Below are 24,145 nucleotides of genomic sequence, written 5' to 3'. Positions count from 1 at the left end.
CACGCCGTGCACACCCCTGAACGGGTAACATGGGCGCCTGTTTCCGCTGTGATGCCGCATGGGCCCGTCCGACCGCCACGATCGTCTCCGCCGCTGGCAGGCCGCGTCCCTGCTTGCCGCCGCCCCGATCGCCAGCCTGTCCGCCACTGATGCGGCGACCGCTGCGCCGCAGTCGCCGCCGGGCCAGCAGCGCATTGCCCCGGCTGCATTGGTCGAGCGCCTGCACCAGCGCGTGCTGTCCGGGCAGAGCGCCACTGCCACGCTGGAATACTGGTGCGCCGAGCACGGCCTGGCCGAACTGGCGCGAGTGCGCGCGGTGCGTGTGCACGGCCAGGACAAGCCTGCCCCGGCCGATGTGCTGCAGGCGCTGGGTGTGAAGCCGGGTGCCGACCTGCGCTATCGCCGGGTGCAGCTGGTCTGCGGCAGCCGCGTGCTGTCCGAGGCCGACAACTGGTACCTGCCCGGCCATCTCAGCCCGGCCATGAACCAGGTGCTGGACAGCACCGACGAACCCTTCGGTCGCGTGGTCGGCCCGCTCGGTTTCCAGCGCCAGACCTTGGCCGACCAGACGTTCTGGCCGCCGCGGGGCGAAGGCGACCGCGGCGTGATCCTGGAGGTGCGTGCCCTGTTGCGCGACCGCCAGCAGCAGCCTTTCAGCTACGTCATCGAGTCGTACCTGCAGCAGGCACTGCCCTAGGCCGCCGGCGCGCGCCATCACAGCGGATAGGGACACAGCAGAAGGCCCGGCATTGCCGGGCCTTCTGTCTGCCCGCCCCATCAGCGGAACCGGTAGTCCAGCTGCACCCAGTACTGGCGGCCATACGGGTCGTAGTTGCCGACCGGGTAGAACGGCCAGCCGCCACCGTTCCTGTCCGCCGGCGGGCGGCTGTCGCGCAGGTTGTTGACGATCACGCCCACCGACAGGTTCTCGCCGAACTGGCGGAACACGCTGGCGTTGTACGTCATGTACGGCGCGATGCGGCCACTGCCATCGGTCTTCGGCAGGGAGCCGAAGCGGTTGCCGTACAGCGTAGTGGTCCAGTCACCCTGGTTCCAGGTGATGCTGCCGTTGGCCTTGCTGCGCCACTGGTAGTCATCCAGCGAATTGCGGATGTCACGCTCCGGATCATCGGAGAACTGCCGGTACTTGTGCTCCAGCACCACGGTGTAGGCCAGGCGCGTGGTGAACCGGCCATAGTGGCCGGCATCGAAACGCCAGTTGCCCTTCAGGTCCAGGCCGCGCACCGATTCGGAGGCCGCGTTGATCGGGTTGATCAGCACGCGGGTTACCTGGTCCGGCTGCACCGTGGCATTGGACGGGTTGCGGATCACCCGCGACAGCGCGTCCTGGCACAGCGGTGAACCGATATCGCGTGCTTCGCCACCCAACGTGCGGCCCAGGCGGCAATCGGCTTCATCACGAAGAATACGGCTGGTGTCGAGGCTGGTGACCTCATTGTCGATACGGATGTCGTAGTAGTCAGCACTGAAATCCAGCCCGGACAGCGGCGACCAGACCACGCCGAAACCATAGGATTTGGCGGTTTCCGGCTGCAGCTGTGCGTTGGCGCGGTTGCTGTAGTCGATCGACAGGCCGTTGTAATCGCAATTGTCATACGACTGGCCTGCGGTACGGCAGCGCCAGTAATCGGTCATGCCCGGGTTGTAACCACGCGTCTCGGTCGCGAACACGTAGTTCATGTCCGGCGCCCGGAAGCTGGTGGCAGCGGTACCACGGATCAGCAGGCTCTCGATCGGGCGGAACTCGACGCCGAAGCTCCAGGTCGCCTTGCCGATGTGCTCACCACCGGCACGGTACTGGTCATAGCGCCCGGCCAGGGTGGTGGTGAGCGACTGCAGCAACGGCAGCTGCAGCTCCACGCCGGCAGCATAGCGGTCGCGCTCGCCACCGGCACCAATACCGGCGCTGGTGTTCCAGAATTCACCGGTGCCCAGTCGCGGGTCCGGTCGATTGCGATAGCCCTGGCTGCCAGCCTCGACCACCGCGGCCAGCGCAGCGTCGCCACCGGGCAGTGCGAACAGCCGGCCGTTGACGCTGGCGCTGAAGGTCTGCAGCCACGCCGCGTTGCGGCTCTCCTGGTAGCCGGACAGGCTCTGGTACTCGTTCGGGCTCAGCGGCTGGAACAGGCGCGCCGGATCCGGCGCATAGACCTCTACGCCATTGCGCACGCCCAGCTTCGGGCCAAGCAGGTATTCGTTGATACCGGCCAGCAGCACCGGGCGGCGGGTGCGGTTCTCGTAACGCGAGCGGCTGTACACCGCCTCATAGTCCCAGCCACTGTCGCCGATCTGGCCGCGCGCACCGACGTTGAATGACCACGAGTTTTCCAGGAAGCGGTTGGCGTTGCGCGGCAGGCCACCGATTTCCTCGGGCGCAAAGCGGCGGTACCAGCTTTCCAGGTTGCCGGTAGTCTGGTTGTAGAAGTAGTTGCGCGCCGAGGTCCAGGTGGGCGCACGGGTGTTGTTGGTGATGCGTGCACTGCCCACGGCCAGATCGGCGAACAGGTCGGTGGTCTCGTTGACGTGGAAGGTCAGCAGGCCGTAGCCGTTGAGGTTGCGCTTCTCGGTCTGCACCGTCCAGTAGCTGGCGGCGGCCTCGTTGCTGCCGCAGTACCAGCCCTGGCGCGGGTTGAAGGCACGGAACACGCTGCCGCCATAGATGTCCGACGCCGCGTCGCAGCCATTGGCGCCCGGATCGATGTTGCGACCGGTAGCGGAGTTGCGGCGATACGCGATCGCGGTCGCCTGCGGCGCCTTGCCGGCGGGGTCATCATCCAGCGAGTCCATGAAATCGCGCTGGCGCGCATGGATCGCCTTGCGCACGTCGAACTCGAAGCCGAACAGGGCATCCCAGCGCTCGCCGGAACTGCCACCCACAACCTGCGCGCGCTGGTTGTCACCCCCGCCCTGCTGGGTGCCGCCGGCCCGCACGTTCACGTCCACGCCCTCAAAGCGGTCCTTGAGGATGATGTTGACCACACCGGCGATGGCATCGGAGCCGTACACCGCCGACGCACCGGCCGCCAGCACCTCGATGCGCTCGATCAGCGCACTGGGGATGTTGGCCAGGTTGACCACGTTCACCGAGCCCTCGTAGGCCAGCGGATAGTCGGCCTGGCGGCGGCCGTTGACCAGCACCAGCGTGCGGTTCGGGCCCAGCCCGCGCAGGTTGATGGTGTTGGCGGCCGGGGTGAAGGTATTGCCGAAGTCCTCGCCCTGCACGTTGCCGGTGTTCTCGGTCAGCGCGCTCAGCGCATCGAAGGCGTTGCGGTAGCCCTGCGCGTCGATCTGCTCGCGGCTGATCACCGTCACCGGCGAGGGCCCCTCGACACTGGCGCGCGGAATGCGCGAGCCGGTGACCTTCACTTCCTGCAATGTGGTGGGCGCGCTTTCCTGCGCGAAGGCCGGCAGCGAAACCAGCATCAGGGACGACAGTGCGAGCACCAGCGGACGCGGGCGCAGCGCCTTGGGGGAGGCGGACATGGGCTTCCTGGGGGGAGTTGGGCGGGTAGTAGCGGGAGCGGCCTGTGGGGCACATAACGATCCCGTAACGAAAGTGTCCTGAATGGGTGGTTTCAACGGAAATGACCAGGCCTGATGGCCTTATGCCTGAACCGAATCAGTCCCCCGGCGCCGCTCACCGCATTTTTGCAATGTTTTGAATGGTGCAGGGGGGCGGGCACGGCCATCGTGCCGGGGATGATGATCCCGTATTCCACCCCGCTTCTCCCCCCGTTGCGGCCGGTGCTGCGCCGTCACCTGCTGCAGCTGCAGGCCGCACCGGTCACCCTGCGCCCGTTCCAGCGTACCGACCTGCCGCGCTGGCGCCTGTTCGATGATCGCCGCCGGCGCGGCCGACGCCATCCGGCGGGTATCGATGAGGAAGCCCGCTTCCTGGCCCACATGCACCGTTCGCGGCTGGAGCAGGACAACGATCAGCTGATGCTGGGAGTATTCGATGACGAGCACGGCACAGTACTGGACCAGTTGCATGTCCGCCTGCAGTGCTTGCAGACGCGCTGCGCCGAGCTGCTGTCGCTGCAGCATTGGCACCCGCACGCGGATGCAGCGCTGCGGGCGCTGTGCCCGTTCCTTTTCGAGGATGTGGGCGTGCACCGCCTGTTCGTGATGCTGCCACCGGACTGCAGCAGCCCGTTCGCCACTGCACTGCACGCCTTCGGCTTCGAACAGGAAGGGCTGCTGCGCGACCATCACCTGGATCTGGACGGTTGGCAGGATCGCCAGCTGCTGGCGCTGACCGCGCCGGTCTGGCGCAGCCGCCAGCACCCCGAGAGTTAGCGGACCCGCTCCAGCGATGCACCTGCGCCGGTCAGCACTGCGCAGGCGTGGTCCTGCAGCTCTTCAGCGCTGGCCTCGTTACCGGTGCCGGGGTCCACACGGGTGGCCAGCAGGATGAAGCCGGGGCCACCCTGCACGGGTTCCCGGCCGGCCACCACCAGGCTCCACTGGCCCACGTCGCCCACGCCGGCGAGGTCATAGGCCAGCAGATTGAGCGGATTGGCGGTCAGTTCCGCGCCCGGCAACAGGCGGGCCTGGTACTGATGACCACGCAGCGGCACCGGCAGCGGTGCCCAGCGGCTGCCCAGGGCAGCGGCATGCGCGTCCAACGCCTGCAGCACGTCGGCACGCAGGCAATCCACGTGGATGTGCAGCTGGTGCTGCGAACGGCCGTGCGGCGAGTTCAACGCCAGGCTCGCGACGTTGCGCGGCAGCGGTTGCCGCAAGGCCTGCTCGGTGTGGCTGCGCGCCTGCCAGGCCGCAGCGAAGTAGTTCGGTGCACCGCGCTGGTACAGGCTGCGGCTCTCGATACCGCTGACCTTGTCCAGCGGCATCAGCAGGAACTGGTAGTCGCCGTGCGCGTCCTTGACCAGCACATCGCGGCGGTCTGCGGCCGGCTCCACCCGCAGGCAGTCACCCCGCGGCCCTCCAGCGCCACGGCAGTCACGCTCGATCAACCGCCACAGCGCATCGGCATGAGCCGGTGGCGGCGGCGCGCTTGCACAGGCAGACAAGAGCAGAAGGGACGGCAGCAGGAAGGGGCGCAGGGACACGGAAACAACTCACGGAACAGGCACGGCACACAGCGCCGCGCTGCATTCTAGCCAGTGCGCTGCTGCAATCAGTAGGTGCCGAACGGCACTTCAACGACGATCGGTGCCCCGCCCTCGCCCGCCTGCAGGCTGTAGCGGTCCAGCGCACCATCGTCATCAGCATGCGGCTGGCGTTGGAAATGCAGCGGATAGCGAATGTCTCCCAGGCGGACGGCGCTGCCGTCGGCCTCCAGCGCGGCACCTTCGGGAATAAGCAGCCCGCCCAGGTCGCTGTAGGCGCCCGGCACGTCGGCGAAGCTGTAGTCGGCCAGTTCGTCCACCCGTTGCATCGCATAGACGTGCGGCACATAGGGACGTACCGGGCTGCGGCCATTGCTCAGGTCGGTCACCCAGGCCTGCGGCAGGTGGTACTGCTCACGCAGCGCGGCCACCCCCAGCGAGGGGCTGGCCACCTGCAGGCAGCACACCGTCCGCTTGCCTTCACGGTCGAGGATAGCGAAACGGTCGCCACGGGTCGCCGCCTGCGGCAGCATGGCAAAGGCCAGATTACGCTGCGCAGGCTCGTAGCCCGCTTCGGTCTGCAGGTTGCGCCAGGCGCCGAACACCGGGGTTTCGACCGCCGCAGGTTCCGGATCGGCAGCGGAGGCGGAAGACGCCACGGCCAGCAACGACAGCGCCAGCGCCAGCGCCGTCATCGTCTTGTTCTTGCCGCGGAAACTGCCTGACGTCATACCGTACCCAACACCTGCGCCGGAAGGGCCCGGCCTGCCTGCTGGCGTACTGCCAGCCATTGCTCCCACTATGCAATGACCACGCTGTGCCGGCAATGACCGGATTGCTGACGCCTTTCGCACGCCCGGTGCTATCGTTCCCGTCATCTTCCCCTGCGCAGGAGCGCTCGCATGTCCGCATTCCGTCTGTCCCTGTTGCTGCCAGCCTCTGCCCTGCTGCTGTCGGCCTGCGTCAGCACCCCTGGCCCGGAAGTCAAAGGCAGCGGCCGCTGCGACGCCAGCCAGCTGGGCTGGGCGATCGGCCAGCCGGCCAATGAGCCCAACATCCGCCGCCTGTCCCGCGAGAGTGGTGCCGGCCTGGTCAACCCGATCGGCCCCAGCACCATCACCACCAAGGACATCCGCCAGGACCGCCTGCGCGTGTTCGTGGACAAGGACAACGTCATCACGTCCACGCGCTGCGAGTAAGCGCCGCCACAGGCTTCTGTAGAGCCGAGCCCACGCTCGGCTGCTCTCTGGTCCGGCCACGCGAGAACCCGAGTCGAGCATGGCTCGACTCTACATTTCAGGGTTCGGTATAGCCGGCACAGTCCGGCAGCGCCTGGTCCGGGTGGAACATCCCCGCCCCGAAGCGGAACAGCCGCGTGTAGGTGCACACAGGGTCCTGTTCGGTGCGCAGATCCTGCTTCTTCAGCGGCCCCTTGGCCAGCGAATCCTCGAAGCGCGAAACACCGGCCGGGAACCGGGTCGCCACGGTCTGGTAGCGCAGCACCGGCATACCCTCGGCAGCCGTGTCCAGCGCCAGCTTCGCCGAGAAGCCGTATTCGTCGTGGCAGGCACCAGCGCGCTGCCTGATGTCCTGCTCGCTGAAACAGGCGCGGATCATCGCATTGCCCAGCCATGGCACGGTCAGCACGTCGTCGTCCACCTGGATGTCGTTCTGCAGGTGGCGCACGCGTGCCAGCTGCAGCGTGGACGCGTCGGCACCTCCACCGGAGTACATGGTGCTGAACGTGACGATGCCACCCACCAGCACATTCTGGCGGGCGCGCTGCTGCGGGTCGGTCACCGGTTCATCGCTGCCCACGCCAGGGGCCAGCCGCACGATCCATGGCCACAGCGACAGCTCGCTTTCCTGCGGCACGTCGATGCTGACGTGGTAGGTGTGCGGCTTGCCCCGGCCCTGCACCTTCTCAAGCACTTCCAGCACGCTCGGCCGGTCACCCTCCTCGGCAACCGGTTGCACGCGCATGCACCAGTTGCCGTCACGCGTGCAGTCATAAAGCCCCGACGGTCCAGTCTCACTCGCGATCAGCACCTGTCCCAGCGGCTCCATCACGTTGCCGGCGGCATCGCGCTGCTGCGGCAGGATCGCGCTCTGGGCCAGTGCCAGCAGCGGGGTCGCCAGCAATGCGACGCCCATGGTCGTGCGGGCAACGATGATGGGCATTGAGGAGATTCCTGCTCGTGGGATCCAGATGGTAACCGCTGCCGTTGTAGAGTCGAGCCATGCTCGACTGCTGTCTGTCGGAAAGAGCAGCCGAGCATAGGCTCGGCTCTACAGCAAAGCCAGTTTGTATCCGTCAATGCCCACTACAGTCGCAGCCACCCCACCCCTTGGCCTTCGAGGTCTGGCCGATGCCGGGATTGAACGTATTGCTCGGGTCCAGCTGCTTGTAGAACCCGGCCAGCGCCGGCTTGGCCGGATACAGGTGGCCGACATTGTGCTCGGCCGGATACTCGGCGCCACGCTGGTCCAGCAGCGCCCACATCGCATGCTCGATCGCCATCGGGTCTTCACCTTTGCGCGCGATGTAGTCCTGGTGGAACACGTGGCACAGGAAGTGGCCGTAGTACAGCTTGTGCAGCAGGCGCGCGTCGATATCCGCCGGTAGCTGCTCGAACCAGTCGGCATCGTCACGTCGCAGCGCGATGTCCAGCGCGACGATGTCCTGCACCTGGTCACGATGCACTTCACGGTAGCGCACCGCGGCACCGGCCACGGCAAAGCGATGCAGGAACGCCTTGCGTCCCTCCTCCGCCGTGCAGTGGAAATAGCCGCCTTCGTGGCCGGCGAAGAAGCTGCGCAGCCAGGCCTCGGTTTCCGCAGCGTCCTGGGCAGAGACCTTCAGCAACAGGTGATGCTCGTAGCGCTGGCGGAACTCGCCCATGCGCTTGGGCAGGTGCGAGGGCAGCAGGCCCGTCAGCACCTGCATCACACGGTCGGTCACGCCGCGCAGGCCCAACCGCTCGAACCAGCCATCGACACGGCTCTTCAACGCGAACGCGGCGGGCACGCGGGAAGTGCCAAGGCGGTCGATCAGCAGGAAGCTGTCCTTGCCGTAGCGCTCGCCGATGTCATAGGCATCGCGGTGGATGTACTCGCCGGCAATCGGCAGGCGCTCGAAGCCGGTCAGCAGCTGGCGACGGATCGCGGTGAGGCTGTCGGTGCGGTTGCTGCCTATATAGAAGACCTCTGCAGCCTCTTTTTCGAAGGTGTCCAGGCGCACCGCGAACACTGCCAGCTTGCCGGCAGATCCCGCTGCCTCGAAGTGGCGGCTGGGGTCGGCATTGAAGCGTGCCGGGGTATCGGCGTCGACCTTGCGCACTTCCTCGGCATAGCGTGGGTCGGAAGCCGCACGGCCGCCGCCATCGCCCACGTCGGCGGCCGTGTAGTCACCGGCCTGCAGGCGCTGCAGGATCTGCTCGGGCGTGTCACCCAGCGCGATGTCCAGATGATTGACCAACTGCAACCGGCCCTCCGCGTCGACCTGCGCGTAAAGTGCCAGCTCGGTATAGGCCGGGCCACGGCGCACCAGCGCACCGCCGGAGTTGTTGCAGATGCCGCCCAGCACCGAGGCACCGATGCAGGACGAGCCGATCACCGAATGCGGTTCGCGACCCAGCGGGGCCAGCGTCTGCTCCAGGCGGTCCAGCGTGGCACCCGGCAGGCACAGCACCTGGCGGCCTTCGTTCAACAACTGGATGCCGGTCAGGCGCAGCGTGCTGACCAGCACGATCGGCCGGCCATAGTCATCGCCGTCCGGGGTCGAGCCGCCGGTCAGGCCGGTGTTGGCCGCCTGCAGGATGATCGCCGCGCCGCCCTGCACCGCTGCCTGCAGCACGTGCCACAGTTCCAGCAAGGTACCCGGACGCACCACCGCCAGTACCGGGCCATCGCCGAAGCGGTAGCCGCGACGGAAGCGGCGCGTGGCCTTGTCACCGGTCAGTACATGGCGACCGCCGACCGTATCGCGCAACTGCGCCAGCACCGCATCGTGGTCACTCATGGCAGGCTGGCCAGGGAATCGCGGCCGATGTCGGCGATGCGGCGCGCGCCGGTCAGCGTCATCGCCACGCGCATTTCCTTGGCGATCAGGTCCAGCAGGTTGGCCACCCCGGCTTCGCCCTGCGCAGCCAGCGCATAGACGAAGGCGCGACCCAGCAGCACGGTATCGGCACCCAGCGCCAGCATGCGCACCACGTCCAGGCCGGTACGGATGCCCGAATCGGCGAGAATCTTCAGGTCGCCCTGCACCGCGTCGGCGATGGCCGGCAGTGCGCGTGCGGTGGACAGCACGCCGTCCAGCTGGCGGCCACCGTGGTTGGAGACCACGATGCCATCGGCACCGAACTTGACCGCATCACGCGCGTCGTCCGGGTCGAGGATGCCCTTGATCACCATCGGCCCCTTCCAGAACTCGCGGATCCATTCCAGGTCCTTCCATGAAATGGACGGATCGAAGTTGCTGCCCAGCCAGCCGATGTAGTCCTCCAGCCCGGTCGGGTTGCCACGGTAGGTGGAGATGTTGCCCAGATCATGCGGGCGGCCGAACAGGCCCACGTCCCACGCCCAGTGCGGATGGGTGATGGCCTGGCCGATACGGCGCAGCGAGGCGTTCGGGCCGCTCATGCCGGAGTGCGCATCGCGGTAGCGCGCGCCCGGCACCGGCATGTCCACGGTGAACACCAGCGTGGTCACGCCCGCGGCCTGCGCCCGCTCCAGCGCGTTGCGCATGAAGCCACGGTCGCGCAGCACATACAGCTGGAACCACATCGGCCGCTGGATGGCCGGTGCCACTTCCTCGATCGGGCACACCGATACGGTGGACAGGGTGAACGGGATGCCGCGGCTGTCGGCCGCGCGCGCCGCCTGTACCTCACCGCGCCGGGCATACATGCCGGTCAGGCCGACCGGCGCCAGCGCCACCGGCATTGCCAGCTCTTCGCCGAACAGCTCGGTTTCCAGGCTCAGGTCGGACATGTTGCGCAGGATGCGCTGGCGCAGCGCGATGTCGGACAGGTCGGAAACGTTGCGCTTCAGCGTGTGCTCGGCATACGCGCCGCCATCGATGTAGTGGAACAGGAACGGCGGCAGCCGGCGTTGCGCTGCGGCACGGTAATCGGTGGAGGCGGAGATGATCATGGGGTCAACCGTGTGGGGAAGGCAGGCGCGAGGCCCGCGCACGCCGGGCTTCGTTGTCATCGAGGGTGCGCAGCGTGGTGTGCACGAATTCGAGGTGGGCATGCGCGGCGGCGCGCGCGCGTTCGGGGTCGCCCGCCAGCACCGCGTCCATCATCTCGCGGTGCTGGTCGGACAAAGGCGAGAAGGTCCTCGCCGAGGTGTAGAGCTTTTCGCGGCTCTGCGAGATGTTGGTCTGCAGCAGTTCGAACAGCCCGCGCATCACCTGCAGCAGCACCAGGTTGTGCGAGGCCTCGGCGATGGACAGGTGGAAGGCCGCGTCGGCCTCCGCCTCGCCGGTGGGGTCGTCCTTGCCGTGCGCGTCCATCATGGTCTGGAAAGCCTGTGCGATGCGCGCGCGGTCCTCGTCGGTGGCACGCAGCGCCGCATGCCAGGCGGTGGCACCTTCCAGCGCGTGGCGGATCTCCAGCACGTCGAAGCGGTATTCCGGGTCGCCCTGGAACAGCGGCAGGTACGGCGCCAGCGGTTCATCCAGCGCCTGCCGCGCGCGTGCCGCAGGCTCGGCCACGTAGGTGCCGCCACCGACCCGTGCGGTCAACAGACCCTGGCTGGCAAGCTGCGCGATGGCCTCGCGCAGCGCGGTGCGCGAGACCCCCAGCTGCACCGCCAGGGTGCGCTCGGCCGGCAGCCGGTCGCCCGGCCGCAGCTGTTGTTCCTGCACCAGGCCGCGCAGCTGCGCAGCCACCTTGTCCGAAATACGTTGCGTGCTCATGGCGCCATTGTGGCCCGAAGCGCGCAGCGGGTGGTCGGCCAGCCGCGCATGGCTCAGGGAATCATCCAGGTCAGCCAGTAAGCCTGGGCCAGGGTGATCAGGCCGACCATGGTGGTGAAGATCAGGCTGTGCTTGACCGTGAAGCGGAACAGATCCGATTCCTTGCCGGCCAGGCCGACTGCCGCGCAGGCAATGGCGATCGACTGCGGCGAGATCATCTTGCCGGTGACACCACCGGTGGTGTTGGCCGCTACCAGCAGCACGTCGGACACGCCGATCTGCTGTGCGGTGGTGGCCTGCAGTGCCGAGAACAAGGCATTGGACGAGGTGTCCGAGCCGGTCAGGAACACGCCCAGCCAGCCCAGAAACGGTGAGAAGAATGGGAACGCGTCGCCGGTGTGCGCCAGTGCCAGCGCCAGCGTCGCCGACAGGCCCGAATAGTTGGCGATGAAGGCGAAGGCGAGCACCATGCCGATCGAGTAGATCGGCATGCGCAGCTCACGCACGGTTTCGCCGAAGGTGCGCAGCGCCGAACGGGCCGGCATGCGCAGCGCGATGATCGCGATCACCGCAGCGAGGATGATCGAGGTACCGGTGGCCGAGAACCAGTCGAACTTGTAGACGGCTTCGTAGCTCAACGGTGCATCCACGATCGGCGGCATCTTCTGCACCATCTGGTCCAGGCCCGGCACCGGGATCTTGAGCACCCAGCTTTCCAGCGGGCCATCCGCCGCGAACAGCGACTTGAACGGCTTGATGCTCCACAGCGTGACCATCGCGGTGAGGATCAGGAACGGCGACCACGCCCTGGCGATCTGGCCGACGCTGTGGCGCGGTGCCTCCAGTGCCTGTGCGGCCGCCTCGGCGCTGGTTTCGGTGTCGAAACGGAAGATCCGTACCGGCTTCCAGCGGCGCAGGAACAGGGTCAGGCACACCAGCGACGCCAGCGACGCGGTGATGTCCGGCAGTTCCGGGCCGATGAAGTTGGAGGTCAGGTACTGCGCGATGGCGAACGAGCCACCCGCAACCAGCACCGCCGGCCACGTTTCCCTGATGCCGCGCCAGCCATCCATGATCGCCATGATCCAGAACAGCACGATGATGGTCAGGAACGGCAGCTGGCGGCCGGCCATCTGGCCGATCTCGAATGCATCCAGGCCGGTGACCTGCCCTGCCACGATGATCGGAATGCCCATCGCGCCGAACGCTACCGGCGCAGTGTTGACGATCAGGCACAGGCCGGCGGCATACAGCGGCTTGAAGCCCAGCCCGACCAGCAGCGCTGCGGTGATCGCCACCGGCGCACCGAAGCCGGCCGCGCCTTCCAGAAAGGCACCAAACGCGAAACCGACCATCAGCATCTGCAGGCGCTGGTCTTCAGTCACGGACAGGATCGAGGCGCGGATGATGTCGAACTGCCCGGTCTTGACCGAAACTTTGTAGAGGAACACCGCACCGATGATGATCCACGCGATGGGCCACAGGCCGTAGACGAAACCGAAGCCGGCCGCGCCCAGCGCCTGCGGCACCGGCATGCGGTAGAACAGCAGGGCCACGCCGAGTGCGATGGCCACGGTGATCGTGCCGGCCAGCCAGCCCTTCATGCGCAGCACGGCCAGGGCAACGAAGAAGAACGCGATCGGCAGCAGCGCGATCAGGCTGGACAACCACAGGTTGCCGGCGGGGTCGTACAGGTGTTGCCAGGGCTGCATGAAGATTCTCGACTGGGAACGGAGGAGCCCACCGCAGGCGGTGGGTCGCCGTGGCCGTCGATCATTGGTATTACCATTGATGATTTCGATCAGACCACTTGTAGCAGATTTAACCGCCACTCCGACGACGAGCCTATTAGACCATAGGGCTAGCCTTCATATTGGTCCGACCATTGCAAACGTCATGGTAGTGCCGGCCGCGGGCCGGCAACGCGACCTTCCCTACGAAATCCGCTTCTCCAACCGCCGCATCACCGCCAGCACCAGCACGCACAGCACGCTCACGCCGATGGCGATCACGTACTTGCTGATCCCCACCGCAATCCCGATGGCCGCCGCCATGATCAACGAGCTGGCCGTGGTCAGGCCGCTGACCTGGTCCTCGCGTGAGCCGCGCAGGATGGTGCCGGCGGCCACGAAGCCGACGCAGGCCACCACCGCTTCAATCAGGCGTACCGGATCGACCTGCAACAGGTCGCGGTAACGCTCCTGCTGGAAATGTTCGGCCACCGAGTCGCCGAGGCCAACGATCAATGCTGCTGCTCCGGCAATCAGCATGTGCGTACGCAGGCCAGCGGCGTGCTTGCCCATCTCGCGCTCGACGCCGAGCACGCCGCCGAACAGCATCGCTGCGGCAACGCGCAGCAGGATCGAGACATCCTGGGTAAGTTCCATGGGAAAGCTCCGGAATTTTCCCGGAGCGTCGCGCGACGATCGTGGGACGGCGGTGAAGGCGATGGCACGCCTTCTTCACCGCACGCTTTCATCCACGCATGGCGTGGATCTACTGACCGCATTCGCTCACTGCGCCAGATAGCCACCATCGATGGCATAGTACGCGCCGGTCGCGAACGAGGCATCGTCGCTGGCCAGCCAGGCTACCAACGCGGCCACTTCCTGCGGCGTACCCAGCCGCTTCAACGCGTGCCGCCCTTCCAGCGTGGCGCGCACCTTCGGGTCCATTTTCTCCAGCAGTGGCGTGCCGATGAAGCCCGGACCCACCGCGTTGACACGGATGCCGTGGCCCGCATGTTCCCACGCTGCGGTCTGGGTCAGCCCGACCACGCCGTGCTTGGCCGCCACGTACGCAGTGGAACCGGCATAGCCCACCTGGCCCAGGATCGAGGCCATGTTGATGATGCTGCCGCCCGTGCCGGCCGCGCGCATGGCCTGGATCTGCGCACGCTGGCACAGGAACACGCTGGTGAGGTTGACATCGATCACGCGCTGCCAGCCATCAATCGGATAATCGCCGCTGCTGGCCGCCGGCCCGCTGATGCCGGCGTTGTTGACCGCCACATGCAGGCCGTCGAGTTCCTTGATGGTGCGTTGCACCGCCGCCTCCACCGCTGCATCGTCGGTGACGTCCAGCGCGATGCCAATCGCCTGTGCACCGGCATCGCGCAACTGCGCCACGGTGGCATCCACCGCATCCTGCTTCAAGTCCCAGACCGAGATCCGCGCGCCGGACGCCGCCAGGGTCTGCGCCACGGCCAGACCAATGCCGGACACACCGCCGGTCACGATCGCGGTCTTGCCGGTGAGTTGGTAGTCAATCATCTGCGTTCTCCGTCGGTGGGGGGTATCTAAGTGGCCTGCAACAGCCAACCGCCCCACCCTACGCGCGCGCCCGTGACGGCCAGGCTGACATCGCATCTTCAGGTGATCGTTCCAGCCATAAGACCTCAACTGAAGTTTATGTATGGAATTACGTACGGATATGCATGCAAAACGCCGGCGTATGTTCGGCGGCATTTTCACTTTGGCCGTAATCGCCAATCGTTTTGACCTTATTGAGGTCAAAAGCGCGCGAATCGCGGCGACAATGGGAAACACTTCCAGTTTCTTCGACACATCCAATTCAACCTGTGTTTGCGCAGAGCGATGTCCCGATATTTCACTTTTGCTGATTACCGCCACTTCGGCGAACGCCATGGCTACGACTACCGGATCGAAGGGAGTGAACTGCGCGACGACCAATGGGCAGGGCGTGGCGACGTCCACGAGCAGTCACTGCGCGGTGGCCTGGGCCTGATCGCCTCGGACGTGCACAACCGGTTCACCTACACGGCCACCGCTGTGCACGGTGCCGGCCTGACCATCCGCCTGATGCTGCAGGGCGAAGTGGATGTCCAGTTTCCTCGTCGCAAGGGGTTCACGCTGCGCGCCGGCACAGGCATGACCACAAGTCACCATGAACCTGTTTCCATGGCCGGTCTGCATCCTGGTGGCAGCCACCTGCGCGGGGTCAGCTTGAGCGTACCGGCCGATCTGGACGTGGACATGCTGCGCCTGCCGGCACTGCAACGGGTCCTTCATTCCCCTCTGCAGTGCCGCCACTGGGCCATTCCGCATGCCTTGCTGCCAACGCTCGCCCAATTGTTCGACAGTCCCTGGCAGGACGACATCGATGCGCTGTGGCGCGAAGGCGTGGCCCTGCAGGTGTTGGCCGTCGGCCTCCAGGCCGAGGATATGCAGACCGAGCATGTACGCACACTGCGCGCCGGCCAGCGCGAGCGGCTGGAGCGCGTGCGTGCCTACCTGCATGACGACCCCAGCCATGCCCACAGCCTGATCGAACTGGCCCAGCTGGCCTGCATGAGTCCCAGTTCGCTGCGCCGCCACTTCGCACAGCAGTATGGAAGCTCGGTGTTCGACTATCTGCACGAACAGCGCATGCGCCACGCCGAACAGGGCCTGCGCGAGGACGGCTGGACAGTTGAACAGGCCGCTGCGGCCTGTGGTTACCGCCATCCCAGCAACTTCGCTGCGGCGTTCCGCAAGCGTTTCGGACTGGTGCCCAGCCGCTGGCGCACGGGCCCATCGAAGGTGGACTGAAGGCCCGGGCCCTGGCAGGTGTCGACCTTGGTCGACACGCTCCTGCGCCATCGCGGATTCCGGCCAGCGGCCGGCACTTCCACGTGCTGCCGGGCATGGCCCGGCGCTACCGACACCGCACATCCCTGGGTAGCGCCGGGCCATGCCCGGCGTCACCCTGGCCGCTTCAATACACCGGCAGATCGATGTAGCTCGCCTGTGCCGCGCTGTGCCAGACCCGCTGCGTGGCCTTCTGGTAATCGCCCGGCCTGGCCAGGTAAATATTCGGCACGTAAGTCTGCGGGTTGCGGTCATACAGCGGGAACAGGCTGGACTGCACCTGCACCATCACCCGGTGGCCCTTCTGGAACGTGTGGTTGGCGTTGGGCAGATCGAAGCGATACGGCAGCACCTGGTTGGCGGCCAGAGGCTTCGGATCGGTGAAGCTCTCGCGGTAGCGGCCACGGAAGATCGCCAGCGACACCGGCAACTGGTACCCCCCCATCTCCGGCGTGGACGCTTCCTGGTCCGGATACACGTCGATCAGCTTCACCACCCAGTCGCTGTCGGTGCCACTGGTCGAAGCCTGCAGGTGAACCACCGGCGCGCCGCCGATGCGCAGCGGCGCGGTCAGCGGTTCGGTGATGAAGGTCAACACGTCCGGGCGCCCATCGACGAAGCGCTGGTCCTTGACCAGCCAGGTGGTCCACATGTCGCGGTCGCCGAAGCGGATCGGGCGCGGCACGAACGGCACCGGCTTGGCCGGGTCGGACACGTACTCCTCGAAGTCGCCCTCGCCCGCCGCTGGCGCCTGGAACGCCAGCTTGCCGCCGGCACGCAGATACAGCGGCTTGCTGCTGGCGGAACAGCCCTTGTCACAGCTGCGCGGCCAACCCTTCAGGCGGTCCCAGTGGTTTTCGCCGGTGTTGTAGATCAGCACCGGTGGCGTATCGGCCTTCGGCGCGCCATCCACCAGGTACTGGTCGAAGAAGGGCTTGAGCACGTCGCGGCGGAACTGCAGCGCGGTATCGCCGTCGAACTTCAGCGCACCCAGTTCGCTGCCGCTGTAGTTCACCTGGCTGTGTCGCCACGGGCCCATCACCAGGTAATTGCGGTTGTTGCCGCTATCGCGTCCTTCCATCGCCTGGTAGGCGTGGTTGGCACCCCACATGTCCTCCTGGTCCCACAGGCCCTGCAGCCACATGGTCGGCACCTTCAGCGGTGTCTTTGCCATCACCGCGTCCAGCGCCTGGCCCTGCCAGAAGCCGTCGTAGGCCGGATGCTCGACCAGCTTCTTCCACCAGGTCAACTGGTCCACGCCGGTGAAACGCGCGTAGTCGCCTGCCGAGCCGATGCGGAGGAAGGTGCTGTAGTCGTCGTAGCCGAGGCTGGGCAGCGGCGTACCCTTGCCGCGCTTCTCGGTCTGCATGGCGAAATAGTTGAAGTTGACCTGGCGGAACGCACCGTAGTTGAGCCAGTCGTCGCCCATCCAGCCATCAACCATCGGGCTCTGCGGTGCGGCCACCTTCAGTGCCGGGTGCGGGTCGGTCAGCGCCATCACCACGGTGAAACCCTCGTACGACGAACCGAGCATGCCGACCTTGCCATTGCTCTCCGGCACGTTCTTCACCAGCCAGTCGATGGTGTCCCAGGCGTCGGTGGAATGGTCGACTTTGGTGTTGTTCAATGGCCCGCGCAGCGGCCGGGTCATCACGTAATCGCCTTCGGAGCCGTACTTCCCGCGGATGTCCTGGAACACGCGGATGTAACCGCTGTCGACAAACACCTCGTCGCCCTGCGGCAGCAGATCGCGCATGCGCGGCGAATCACTGCGGTTGGCACGGCCCGCAGCGTCGTAAGGCGTGCGGGTCAGCAGGATCGGGGCATTGTGGGCGCCCTTGGGCACCACGATCACCGTATACAGCTTGGTGCCATCACGCATCGGCACCATCACCACGTGCTTGTCGTAGTCACGACCGACATCGGGGGCAACGAAGGGCTTGCCGCTGATGTCCGGGGTCATCGGCGGGGTATCGGCGGCCAGCGCGGTGCTGGACAGGCAAAGGGCAATGGCTACAGCGACGGCACGCACACGCATGGACAACCCCTCCCGGCAGGAAAGCCTCAAGCCTACTCCTGCCCCGGGCCGTGAAGTGTGTGCAGGCTTTGCATTCTGCGGTGGATGCGGGCAGGACTGATGGCACATGTGCCTGCGTTGCCGCTGCGCTCGCCGGCACCACCGATCAATCTGCCGTTACCTCATGCAGCGCCAGCCAGCACCAGCGCCCCTGTTCTTGCCTCAGTACCGCCAGCGACTCCCGCCATGCGGGTGCGCCACCGTCGATCGAATGACCTTCGCGATAGCGCAGCACCGCCAGCGGTGATATCGCATCCACCGCCTGCACGGCTTCGATGGAAATCTGCAGCCCCGGCCGCGCGCCATGGCCACCCGCGAACAGTGCCTGCACGGCATTACGGTCCAGCCTGCGACCTGCGATGCCGACCATGCTGAAGTCTGCGCAGAAATGCGCCATCAGATCATCCAGCGCATCCGCAGCCACCTCGGCCCGGAACCAGGCCTGCAGTTTGTCGTGCAGGTGGTGGATTTCATGTTCTGCGGTCGTAGCCATCAAGTGTTCTCCGGTTGCGAAAGGGTGATCCTCTGCGGCCGACGCAGCAACGCCATCGGCAACAGCGTCATTGCGGCGGCCAGACCCAGCGCCACGCCGGTGGCATGGGCCGGCAGCCACTCCATGGCCAGCGCCAGCAGCAGCGCGATGGCGGCGGTACCCAGGCAGAAACTGAGCTGACGGTTGAGGTTCCAAAGGGCACTGGCATCGCCCAGCGCTTCACCCTCCACGCCGTGGAAAGCCAGCGTCTGCGCGGTGCTGCTGCACAGGCTGCCGCCGGCGCCCATCAGCGCGAACAGCAGCCCGGCCAACGCGAAGGCCGGCTGTGGCAGCAGCGCCATCAACAGCAGGCCGCTGGCCTGAAGCAGCATGCCCACGCGTAGTACCGTGGCCGGGCCGAAACGGGCCAGCAGGCGTTTGCTGGCAGTAATCGCCACGGCCGAGGCCAGCGCCCAGGGCAGCATCAACGCGCCGATGCGTGCCGCGCTGTAACCGGCCTGGTGCAGCTGCAGGGTACTGACCAGCTGGCTGCCGATGAACACACCGGGCACTGCCAGATAGACCAGCATCGCCAGGCGCAGGCCCCGATGGGACAGCAGCGACCAGCGCAGCAGGGGCTGCGCCTGCTGCCGTGCATACCGCAGGTGGGCCGCCGCCAACAGCATTGCGATCAACAGCAGTACGGCACCGGCGGCCCGATGGCCGGGTTCACCCAGCCAGGTCAACGCCAGCAGCAGCGCGCCCAGCGCCAGCATCGCGGTGGACAGCGCATAGGTCTGCAGGCGCGGCGCACTGCGCGCGCCATCGGCCGGCATCCACGCCAGCACCAGTCCAATCGCCACCACGGCCAGCGGCGGGCTGGCCCAGAGCACGCCGCGCCAGGACAACCACTGCACCAGCAGCCCACCGAGCGCGGGCGCCAGTGCTGGTACCAGCAGCGCAACCAGCAGGATGCGGCGGGTCAGCGCGCCACGCTGGTCGGGCGTGCACTGCCGGTACGCTGCCGCCTGTGCCACCGGAATCAGCAGGCCACCGGCCAGGCCCTGCAGCAGGCGCCAGCCCAGCAGCCAGCCAATACCCGCTGCTGCGCCGGCCAGCGCAGCGGCAACCGCGAACAGCAGCAACGCCACCAGCAGCAGGCGACGCTCACCACAGCGCGCGGCCAGCCAGGGCGCCAGCGGGATCACCACGCTCAGGCCCAGCATGTAGGCGGTGCCCACCCAGGCCAGGGTGCTGATATCGGCGTGCAGCTCCGCTGCCAATACCGGATAGGCCACCGTGGCGATGAACATGTTGACCAGATCCAGAGCGAACACCAGCAGGAAGATCGCCTCATGGCGCAGGCGGGGAGACGGCATCGGCGGCGCTCCAACAGGGAAGCGGCCAGCATGCCGTGCGGGCCTTGTTGGAAAAACACGACAGCAACTGCAACACTGTCAAATCCACTTTGACAATGAATTGCCATGGTCAGCCTCGATCGCTTCGATATCTTCCGCGCCGTGGTCGAGGCCGGCAGCCTGACCGCTGCGGCTGATCGCCTCGGCCTCAGCCGCGCGGTGGTCAGCTTCAACCTGAAGCGGCTGGAGCAGGAGCTGGGCGTGACCCTGCTGTTGCGCAGTACCCGCCACCTGGCCCTGACCGAGGCCGGCGAACAGTTCCTGCAACACTGCGTGCAGGCACTGGATGCCGCACAGGCAGCCATCGATGCCGCGCGCCGCGACCAGCACCAGCTGCAGGGTGTGCTGCGCCTGACCACCACGCCGGAGTACGCCCAGCTACGCTTGATTGCTGCGTTGGAGGCGTTTCGTGCGCGGCACCCGGCCCTGCAGCTGCACCTGTCGACCTCACCGGCACCGGCCGACCTGATTCCCGAGCGGTTCGACCTGGCAATCCGTCTTGGCCGCCTGCCGGATTCGGGCCTGCACGCCAGCGAACTGGAACGCCATCCACTGTGCCCCGTGGCGGCTCCGTCCCTACTGGCACGCCTGCCCTCTGCCGATGCTGCCGACGACCCCGTGCAGCTGGGCGCCCTGCCCCGCCTCGGTTACTCGCGCCTGGCCGACGTGCCGGTGATCGCGCCTGATGGCAGCGGCGCCCTGTTTGCCACCAACCCGGGCAACGCGGTGGTACGCGTGGATGGTGCCAGCAGCCTGCGCGCGTTCGCCCTGGCCGGCGCCGGGGTCACCGTGCTGCCACGCTGGCTGATCGAGGACGACCTGGCCCAGGACCGGCTGCGCCCGGTGCTGCGCCAGCACCGCTTCCCGCAGCAGAGCGTGTACGCGGTCTACCCGCACAGCACGCAGCCCTCGCCGAAGGTGCGGCAGCTGATCGATTTCCTGCGCGGGTGGTTTGGCTGAGGACATTTATCGCCACCTCCACGCATGCACACCCTGGGAGACATCACTCGGACTGGAGCCTTCGCTGCGCTGAGGCCGCCACCATCTTGTCCGGGTCGGCGGAAAGCAGTTCTAGAATCCGAGGCGTCACTTTGGGATTGCAGGCGATACGATGCCGAACGGTCGCATCAACATCGTGCGCCAAACGGGACATAAGCCCCTCACTCAGCCGACGTTTGCACGCGATGCGCCAACGAACGTCGACGTCTTCGCTGGTAGCCAGCTGTTCGATGATGAACTCGGGAATTGTTTTGTTCCCGGCGACACAGCGCGCCAGCTCAGGGTAGGCCGCAAGGATATCGATCCACGTCTGATCCTCGGCCTGCTGCCAGGCAAATGATGCATCTGACTCGTTTTCACACAACTGCTTGAATGCCCATGCGCTCGTGATCATTCGCTGGTTCTTCTGCGGCAGCCGGTCAGTATTAACTGAGTGGAAGAACGGCTCCAGTGGCAGAAGCGACATGACGGTCTGCCGGATGTCCCCTTCTCCAGCGTCCGCCGGGCATGGCCCGGCGAGCGCAGCGAAAGTCCGCAAACAGACACGGCCCCTTTATGGGGCCGTGTCTTCAACCATCAGTCTCGCGCCGCATCAGCGCAGCACCTGCTCCACCAGCTGCACGTCCACGCTCTGCAGCGGTTCGGCCGCATTGCGCGACAGCTGGACCTGGTAGGTGCCACCGTCGATCTTCCACTGGCGCGCCTGTGCATCGTAGTGGGCCAGGGTCTTCGGCTCGGCTTCGATGCGGATGCGGCGCTGTTCGCCCGGCTGCAGGGTCACCTTGTCATAGCCGATCAGGCGGATCGGCGTGGTGCTGCCGGCCGGCAGCTTCAGGTACAGCTGGGCCACGTCGGCACCGGCGCGCTTGCCGGTGTTGCGAATGTCCACGCTGGCGACCAGGCGCGAGCCTTCCACACTCACCTTGAGGTTTTCATAGGCGAACGAGGTGTAGGACAGGCCATGACCGAACGCGAAGGTGGGCTTCAGGCCCTTGGCCGCCATCCACTTGTAACCGACGTTGGCACCTTCGATATCGAAATCGAACACATCACCGAACGGCTTGGCCGGCTTGAAGCCGAGGCCGTCGATGTGCGGGCGCGGCAGCTGCGATTCGTCCACCACCCAGGTCACCGGCAGGCGGCCGGACGGATTGACCTGGCCGGTCAACAGCGCGGCAATGCCTTCGCCACCGCGGATGCCCGGGTACCAGGCCTGCAGCATCGCCGGCACCTGCGCCAGCCATGGCGTGCGCACCGGGCCATTGGTTTCCAGCACCAGCACGGTCTTCGGGTTGGCCTTGGCCACCGCCGAGATCAGCGCGTCCTGGTTGTCCGGCAGCTGCATGTCCGGCAGATCCACCGATTCGGCGGCCCACTGGGTGGCGAACACGATGGCCACATCCGCCTGCGCGGCCGCCTTGGCCGCGGCGGCGACGTTGGTGCCGTCCACGTACTCGATGATCGCGTCCGGACGCGCTGCGCGCAGCGATTCCAGCGGCGAGGACGGGTGGAAGATCACCGGGCCCGGCCAGGTGGTCGGCAGCACGCCCGGCACCGCATTGGTGCCCTTGGCGGTCACGCCCACCATCGACGAACCACCGCCACCGATCACGCCCTTGTCGGCATGGCCGCCAATGATGACGATGCGCTTCACCGTGTCGGCCAGCGGCAGCAGGTTGCCTTCATTGCGCAGCAGCACGCTGCCCTCTTCCACCGTGCGCTGGGCGACGGCGAAGCCGGCCTCGGCATCCACCTTCTGGTGCTGCGGCGGGTTGTCGAAGTTGCCATGCAGGAACATGGTGCGCAGGATGCGCGCCACCATGTCGTTCAGGCGCGCCTGCGGCACCACGCCACCGTGCACGGCCAAGCGCAGCGGTTCGTCGAAGAACACCGCCGCGTCGAACACTTCACCGGCCGACTGCTGGTCCAGGCCGGCCAGCGCCGCCTTCGAGCCACTGTGCACGCCACCCCAGTCGGACATCACGAAACCGGGGAACTTCCATTCCTGCTTCAGCACCTGGTTCATCAGGTAGCCGTTCTCGCAGCCGTAGGTGCCGTTGATCTTGTTGTACGAGCACATCGCCACGCCCGGGCGACCGGCTTCCAGCGCGATCTCGAAGGCCAGCAGGTCCGACTCGTGCATGGCCTGTTCGCCGATGCGCACGTCGTGGAAGTTGCGACGGGTCTCCATGTCGTTCAGCGCGAAGTGCTTCATCGAGGAGATCACGTGCTGGCTCTGCACGCCCTGGATCAGCGCGCCAACCATCGAGCCGGCCAGCAGCGGATCTTCACCGGCATATTCGAAGTTGCGGCCGTTGCGTGGGTCGCGCTGCAGGTTGACGCTGCCCGACAGCAGGATGTTGAAGCGCTGCTGCCATGCCTCGCGGCCCATGGTCGCGCCGCCGGCGAAGGCGACTTCGCGGTTCCAGCTGGAGGCGGTGGATGGGCCCGATGGCATCGCCGTGGCGAAGTCGCCCGGGCGGATGCCCCCCGGATTGGTCACGCCGACACCGGCATCGGCCGACTGCTGCGACGGGATGCCCAGCCGCGGTACGCCCGGCACGAAGCCGGCCGAACCGACCGCACCTTCCGGCAGCGGGCCACCGTCTTTGCCCAGCCCGAAGTAGCTGTGCAGCATCTGGAACTTCTCATCCTCGGTCATCGCCTTCAGCAGCAGCGCAGCGCGCGCATCGGCGTTGAGGGCGGTGTCCATCCATGGCTTTTCGCCGTGCTTGTCGGCGGCATAGGCCAGTGTCAGCAGGGTGGCGCGCAGGGTGCTGCCCTCCATCTTGAACGGTGCGCTGCTGGCGGCCTGGAAGCCGTCGCTGAAATAGCTGGCATCGGCTTCCAGCGCCACCCGCGCCGGATCGAAGCCTGCGGCCTTTGCCGATTCACCGGCCACCGCGCCGAGCAGCACCGCCGGTGCACCCAGCCGCGAACGGGTGACCAGCGCCGGCAGCTGCGCCGCACCTGCACCGGCATCGGTATAGACCGCCACAGTGTGGCGGCCATCGTCCAGGCGCAGGTAGTTCAGGCCCGGTTGGTCGGGGCCGGATTCAGCGGCGATCGGCAGCCGGGTCAGAACAGCCTGGCCGCGCTGGGTCTGGCCATCGTCCTTGCCGGCGACAATGAAGCGGTACTCGTAGCCCAGGCCATCGGCCAGCACCTGCAGCGGATCGACCTGGCCGATGCCGCGCTGCACCTGGCGCACGCTCACCGCGTCCACCTTCAGGCTCTTCAGTTGCGCCGCCAAGGCCGGCATCGCCTCGGCGTTGGGCGCCTGTTCCAGGGTCAGCACAGTGAACGCGGCGGGGTCGGCCCAGGCCGGAGCGGCCAGTGCGGCAGACAGGGCCAGAGACAGTGCAAGCGGTTTTGTAAACGTTTTCATCGGCAGGCGTAATTCCGTTGCCAAGGCAATCGGTCCAGGGAAAGTGCCGCCGAAGGGTGCAGCGTTCATGCCGCGCAGGGGTTGCCGGGCAACGTCCCGCAGGCCGAAGGGCGGGCCGGTCTGCGCGCGGGACCCTCCTCCCGGCGTGACAACCTGCCTGCCCGGGCCGCGCAGGGCGACCCA

Annotated in this window: 20 protein-coding genes; 5 read left to right on the top strand and 15 right to left on the bottom strand. The window is 66.8% G+C overall.

The window, feature by feature from the left end:
* The first annotated feature begins 58 nt into the window (after positions 1-58).
* Complete coding sequence (locus ROV95_RS11970) at positions 59-697, top strand: hypothetical protein (protein ID WP_312544541.1); 639 nt, start codon at positions 59-61, stop codon at positions 695-697.
* 80 nt (positions 698-777) lie between these two features.
* Here ROV95_RS11970 and ROV95_RS11965 read toward each other — a convergent pair whose 3' ends face one another.
* Positions 778-3,504: a TonB-dependent receptor gene (locus ROV95_RS11965; protein WP_312544540.1), complete on the bottom strand. Its 2,727-nt coding sequence runs from the start codon at positions 3,502-3,504 to the stop codon at positions 778-780.
* A gap of 216 nt (positions 3,505-3,720) precedes the next feature.
* Between ROV95_RS11965 and ROV95_RS11960 the strand changes: the two genes are divergently transcribed.
* Complete coding sequence (locus tag ROV95_RS11960; protein ID WP_312544539.1) at positions 3,721-4,320, top strand: GNAT family protein; 600 nt, start codon at positions 3,721-3,723, stop codon at positions 4,318-4,320.
* Here the strand turns inward: ROV95_RS11960 and ROV95_RS11955 are convergent.
* Both ROV95_RS11955 and ROV95_RS11950 read right to left on the bottom strand, forming a co-directional pair.
* Positions 4,317-5,093, bottom strand: a complete 777-nt coding sequence (locus ROV95_RS11955; RefSeq protein ID WP_058981810.1) for a CDP-diacylglycerol diphosphatase — start codon at positions 5,091-5,093, stop codon at positions 4,317-4,319. The genes ROV95_RS11960 and ROV95_RS11955 overlap by 4 nt on opposite strands.
* Before the next feature lie 68 nt (positions 5,094-5,161).
* Positions 5,162-5,824: a decarboxylase gene (locus ROV95_RS11950; RefSeq protein ID WP_312544536.1), complete on the bottom strand. Its 663-nt coding sequence runs from the start codon at positions 5,822-5,824 to the stop codon at positions 5,162-5,164.
* Between the two features lie 171 nt (positions 5,825-5,995).
* On the opposite strand from ROV95_RS11950, the gene ROV95_RS11945 reads away from it, so the two are divergent.
* Positions 5,996-6,292: a hypothetical protein gene (locus tag ROV95_RS11945; protein WP_005410030.1), complete on the top strand. Its 297-nt coding sequence runs from the start codon at positions 5,996-5,998 to the stop codon at positions 6,290-6,292.
* 97 nt (positions 6,293-6,389) lie between these two features.
* On the opposite strand, the gene ROV95_RS11940 is transcribed toward ROV95_RS11945, so the two are convergent.
* The 7 genes from ROV95_RS11940 to ROV95_RS11910 form a co-directional block, all read right to left on the bottom strand.
* Positions 6,390-7,274 carry a hypothetical protein gene (locus tag ROV95_RS11940; protein ID WP_312544534.1) on the bottom strand — a complete coding sequence of 295 codons (885 nt, stop codon included), beginning with the start codon at positions 7,272-7,274 and terminating at the stop codon, positions 6,390-6,392.
* A gap of 133 nt (positions 7,275-7,407) precedes the next feature.
* Entirely contained in the window at positions 7,408-9,114 is a 1,707-nt protein-coding gene (gene dld / locus ROV95_RS11935; RefSeq protein WP_312544532.1) for a D-lactate dehydrogenase, read from the bottom strand.
* Positions 9,111-10,250 carry an FMN-dependent L-lactate dehydrogenase LldD gene (gene lldD, locus ROV95_RS11930; protein WP_312544530.1) on the bottom strand — a complete coding sequence of 380 codons (1,140 nt, stop codon included), beginning with the start codon at positions 10,248-10,250 and terminating at the stop codon, positions 9,111-9,113. The genes dld and lldD overlap by 4 nt, the downstream gene beginning before the upstream one ends.
* 4 nt (positions 10,251-10,254) lie before the next feature.
* Positions 10,255-11,019, bottom strand: coding sequence for a transcriptional regulator LldR (lldR, locus tag ROV95_RS11925; RefSeq protein WP_005417039.1), 765 nt, complete (start codon positions 11,017-11,019; stop codon positions 10,255-10,257).
* Positions 11,020-11,072: 53 nt separating this feature from the next.
* A complete protein-coding gene (gene lldP, locus ROV95_RS11920; protein ID WP_058981825.1) occupies positions 11,073-12,731 on the bottom strand; it encodes an L-lactate permease in 1,659 nt (552 codons plus the stop codon).
* 222 nt (positions 12,732-12,953) lie between these two features.
* Positions 12,954-13,406, bottom strand: coding sequence for an MgtC/SapB family protein (locus tag ROV95_RS11915; protein WP_005413774.1), 453 nt, complete (start codon positions 13,404-13,406; stop codon positions 12,954-12,956).
* A 126-nt stretch (positions 13,407-13,532) separates the two neighbouring features.
* On the bottom strand, positions 13,533-14,291 hold the full coding sequence (locus ROV95_RS11910) for an SDR family NAD(P)-dependent oxidoreductase (RefSeq protein WP_312544528.1): 759 nt from the start codon (positions 14,289-14,291) through the stop codon (positions 13,533-13,535).
* 324 nt (positions 14,292-14,615) lie between these two features.
* Here ROV95_RS11910 and ROV95_RS11905 point away from each other — a divergent pair, with 324 nt between their 5' ends.
* Positions 14,616-15,569, top strand: a complete 954-nt coding sequence (locus ROV95_RS11905; protein ID WP_058981829.1) for an AraC family transcriptional regulator — start codon at positions 14,616-14,618, stop codon at positions 15,567-15,569.
* 166 nt (positions 15,570-15,735) lie between these two features.
* Here the strand turns inward: ROV95_RS11905 and ROV95_RS11900 are convergent, their stop codons facing one another.
* The 3 genes from ROV95_RS11900 to ROV95_RS11890 all read right to left on the bottom strand — a co-directional run bounded on the left by ROV95_RS11900 (position 15,736) and on the right by ROV95_RS11890 (position 19,536).
* Entirely contained in the window at positions 15,736-17,646 is a 1,911-nt protein-coding gene (locus ROV95_RS11900; RefSeq protein WP_312544526.1) for a CocE/NonD family hydrolase, read from the bottom strand.
* A 145-nt stretch (positions 17,647-17,791) separates the two neighbouring features.
* A complete protein-coding gene (locus ROV95_RS11895) occupies positions 17,792-18,178 on the bottom strand; it encodes a DUF4440 domain-containing protein (RefSeq protein WP_134735614.1) in 387 nt (128 codons plus the stop codon).
* On the bottom strand, positions 18,178-19,536 hold the full coding sequence (locus ROV95_RS11890) for an MFS transporter (protein ID WP_312544523.1): 1,359 nt from the start codon (positions 19,534-19,536) through the stop codon (positions 18,178-18,180). The genes ROV95_RS11895 and ROV95_RS11890 overlap by 1 nt, the downstream gene beginning before the upstream one ends.
* 105 nt (positions 19,537-19,641) lie before the next feature.
* On the opposite strand from ROV95_RS11890, the gene ROV95_RS11885 reads away from it, so the two are divergent.
* Complete coding sequence (locus ROV95_RS11885) at positions 19,642-20,535, top strand: LysR family transcriptional regulator (protein ID WP_312544522.1); 894 nt, start codon at positions 19,642-19,644, stop codon at positions 20,533-20,535.
* Positions 20,536-20,578: 43 nt separating this feature from the next.
* Here the strand turns inward: ROV95_RS11885 and ROV95_RS11880 are convergent, their stop codons facing one another.
* Positions 20,579-21,040, bottom strand: a complete 462-nt coding sequence (locus ROV95_RS11880) for a hypothetical protein (RefSeq protein WP_312544521.1) — start codon at positions 21,038-21,040, stop codon at positions 20,579-20,581.
* Positions 21,041-21,166: 126 nt separating this feature from the next.
* Complete coding sequence (locus tag ROV95_RS11875; protein WP_312544519.1) at positions 21,167-23,962, bottom strand: glycoside hydrolase family 3 C-terminal domain-containing protein; 2,796 nt, start codon at positions 23,960-23,962, stop codon at positions 21,167-21,169.
* Between the last annotated feature and the right edge of the window lie 183 nt (positions 23,963-24,145).

It is taken from the genome of Stenotrophomonas maltophilia group sp. msm1 (genome assembly GCF_032025805.1).
GTDB lineage: Bacteria > Pseudomonadota > Gammaproteobacteria > Xanthomonadales > Xanthomonadaceae > Stenotrophomonas > Stenotrophomonas hibiscicola.
Note: the sequence above shows the minus strand (reverse complement) of the source record. Positions and strands in the feature narration are given on the sequence as shown.

Coding starts and splice junctions, on each gene's coding strand:
- ROV95_RS11970 (WP_312544541.1), top strand. CDS start 59: ATGGGCCCGTCCGACCGCCACGATCGTCTCCGCCGCTGGCAGGCCGCG.
- ROV95_RS11965 (WP_312544540.1), bottom strand. CDS start 3,504: ATGTCCGCCTCCCCCAAGGCGCTGCGCCCGCGTCCGCTGGTGCTCGCA.
- ROV95_RS11960 (WP_312544539.1), top strand. CDS start 3,721: ATGATGATCCCGTATTCCACCCCGCTTCTCCCCCCGTTGCGGCCGGTG.
- ROV95_RS11950 (WP_312544536.1), bottom strand. CDS start 5,824: ATGACGTCAGGCAGTTTCCGCGGCAAGAACAAGACGATGACGGCGCTG.
- ROV95_RS11945 (WP_005410030.1), top strand. CDS start 5,996: ATGTCCGCATTCCGTCTGTCCCTGTTGCTGCCAGCCTCTGCCCTGCTG.
- ROV95_RS11940 (WP_312544534.1), bottom strand. CDS start 7,274: ATGCCCATCATCGTTGCCCGCACGACCATGGGCGTCGCATTGCTGGCG.
- dld (WP_312544532.1), bottom strand. CDS start 9,114: ATGAGTGACCACGATGCGGTGCTGGCGCAGTTGCGCGATACGGTCGGC.
- lldD (WP_312544530.1), bottom strand. CDS start 10,250: ATGATCATCTCCGCCTCCACCGATTACCGTGCCGCAGCGCAACGCCGG.
- lldR (WP_005417039.1), bottom strand. CDS start 11,019: ATGAGCACGCAACGTATTTCGGACAAGGTGGCTGCGCAGCTGCGCGGC.
- lldP (WP_058981825.1), bottom strand. CDS start 12,731: ATGCAGCCCTGGCAACACCTGTACGACCCCGCCGGCAACCTGTGGTTG.
- ROV95_RS11915 (WP_005413774.1), bottom strand. CDS start 13,406: ATGGAACTTACCCAGGATGTCTCGATCCTGCTGCGCGTTGCCGCAGCG.
- ROV95_RS11910 (WP_312544528.1), bottom strand. CDS start 14,291: ATGATTGACTACCAACTCACCGGCAAGACCGCGATCGTGACCGGCGGT.
- ROV95_RS11905 (WP_058981829.1), top strand. CDS start 14,616: ATGTCCCGATATTTCACTTTTGCTGATTACCGCCACTTCGGCGAACGC.
- ROV95_RS11900 (WP_312544526.1), bottom strand. CDS start 17,646: ATGCGTGTGCGTGCCGTCGCTGTAGCCATTGCCCTTTGCCTGTCCAGC.
- ROV95_RS11895 (WP_134735614.1), bottom strand. CDS start 18,178: ATGGCTACGACCGCAGAACATGAAATCCACCACCTGCACGACAAACTG.
- ROV95_RS11890 (WP_312544523.1), bottom strand. CDS start 19,536: ATGCCGTCTCCCCGCCTGCGCCATGAGGCGATCTTCCTGCTGGTGTTC.
- ROV95_RS11885 (WP_312544522.1), top strand. CDS start 19,642: ATGGTCAGCCTCGATCGCTTCGATATCTTCCGCGCCGTGGTCGAGGCC.
- ROV95_RS11880 (WP_312544521.1), bottom strand. CDS start 21,040: ATGTCGCTTCTGCCACTGGAGCCGTTCTTCCACTCAGTTAATACTGAC.
- ROV95_RS11875 (WP_312544519.1), bottom strand. CDS start 23,962: ATGAAAACGTTTACAAAACCGCTTGCACTGTCTCTGGCCCTGTCTGCC.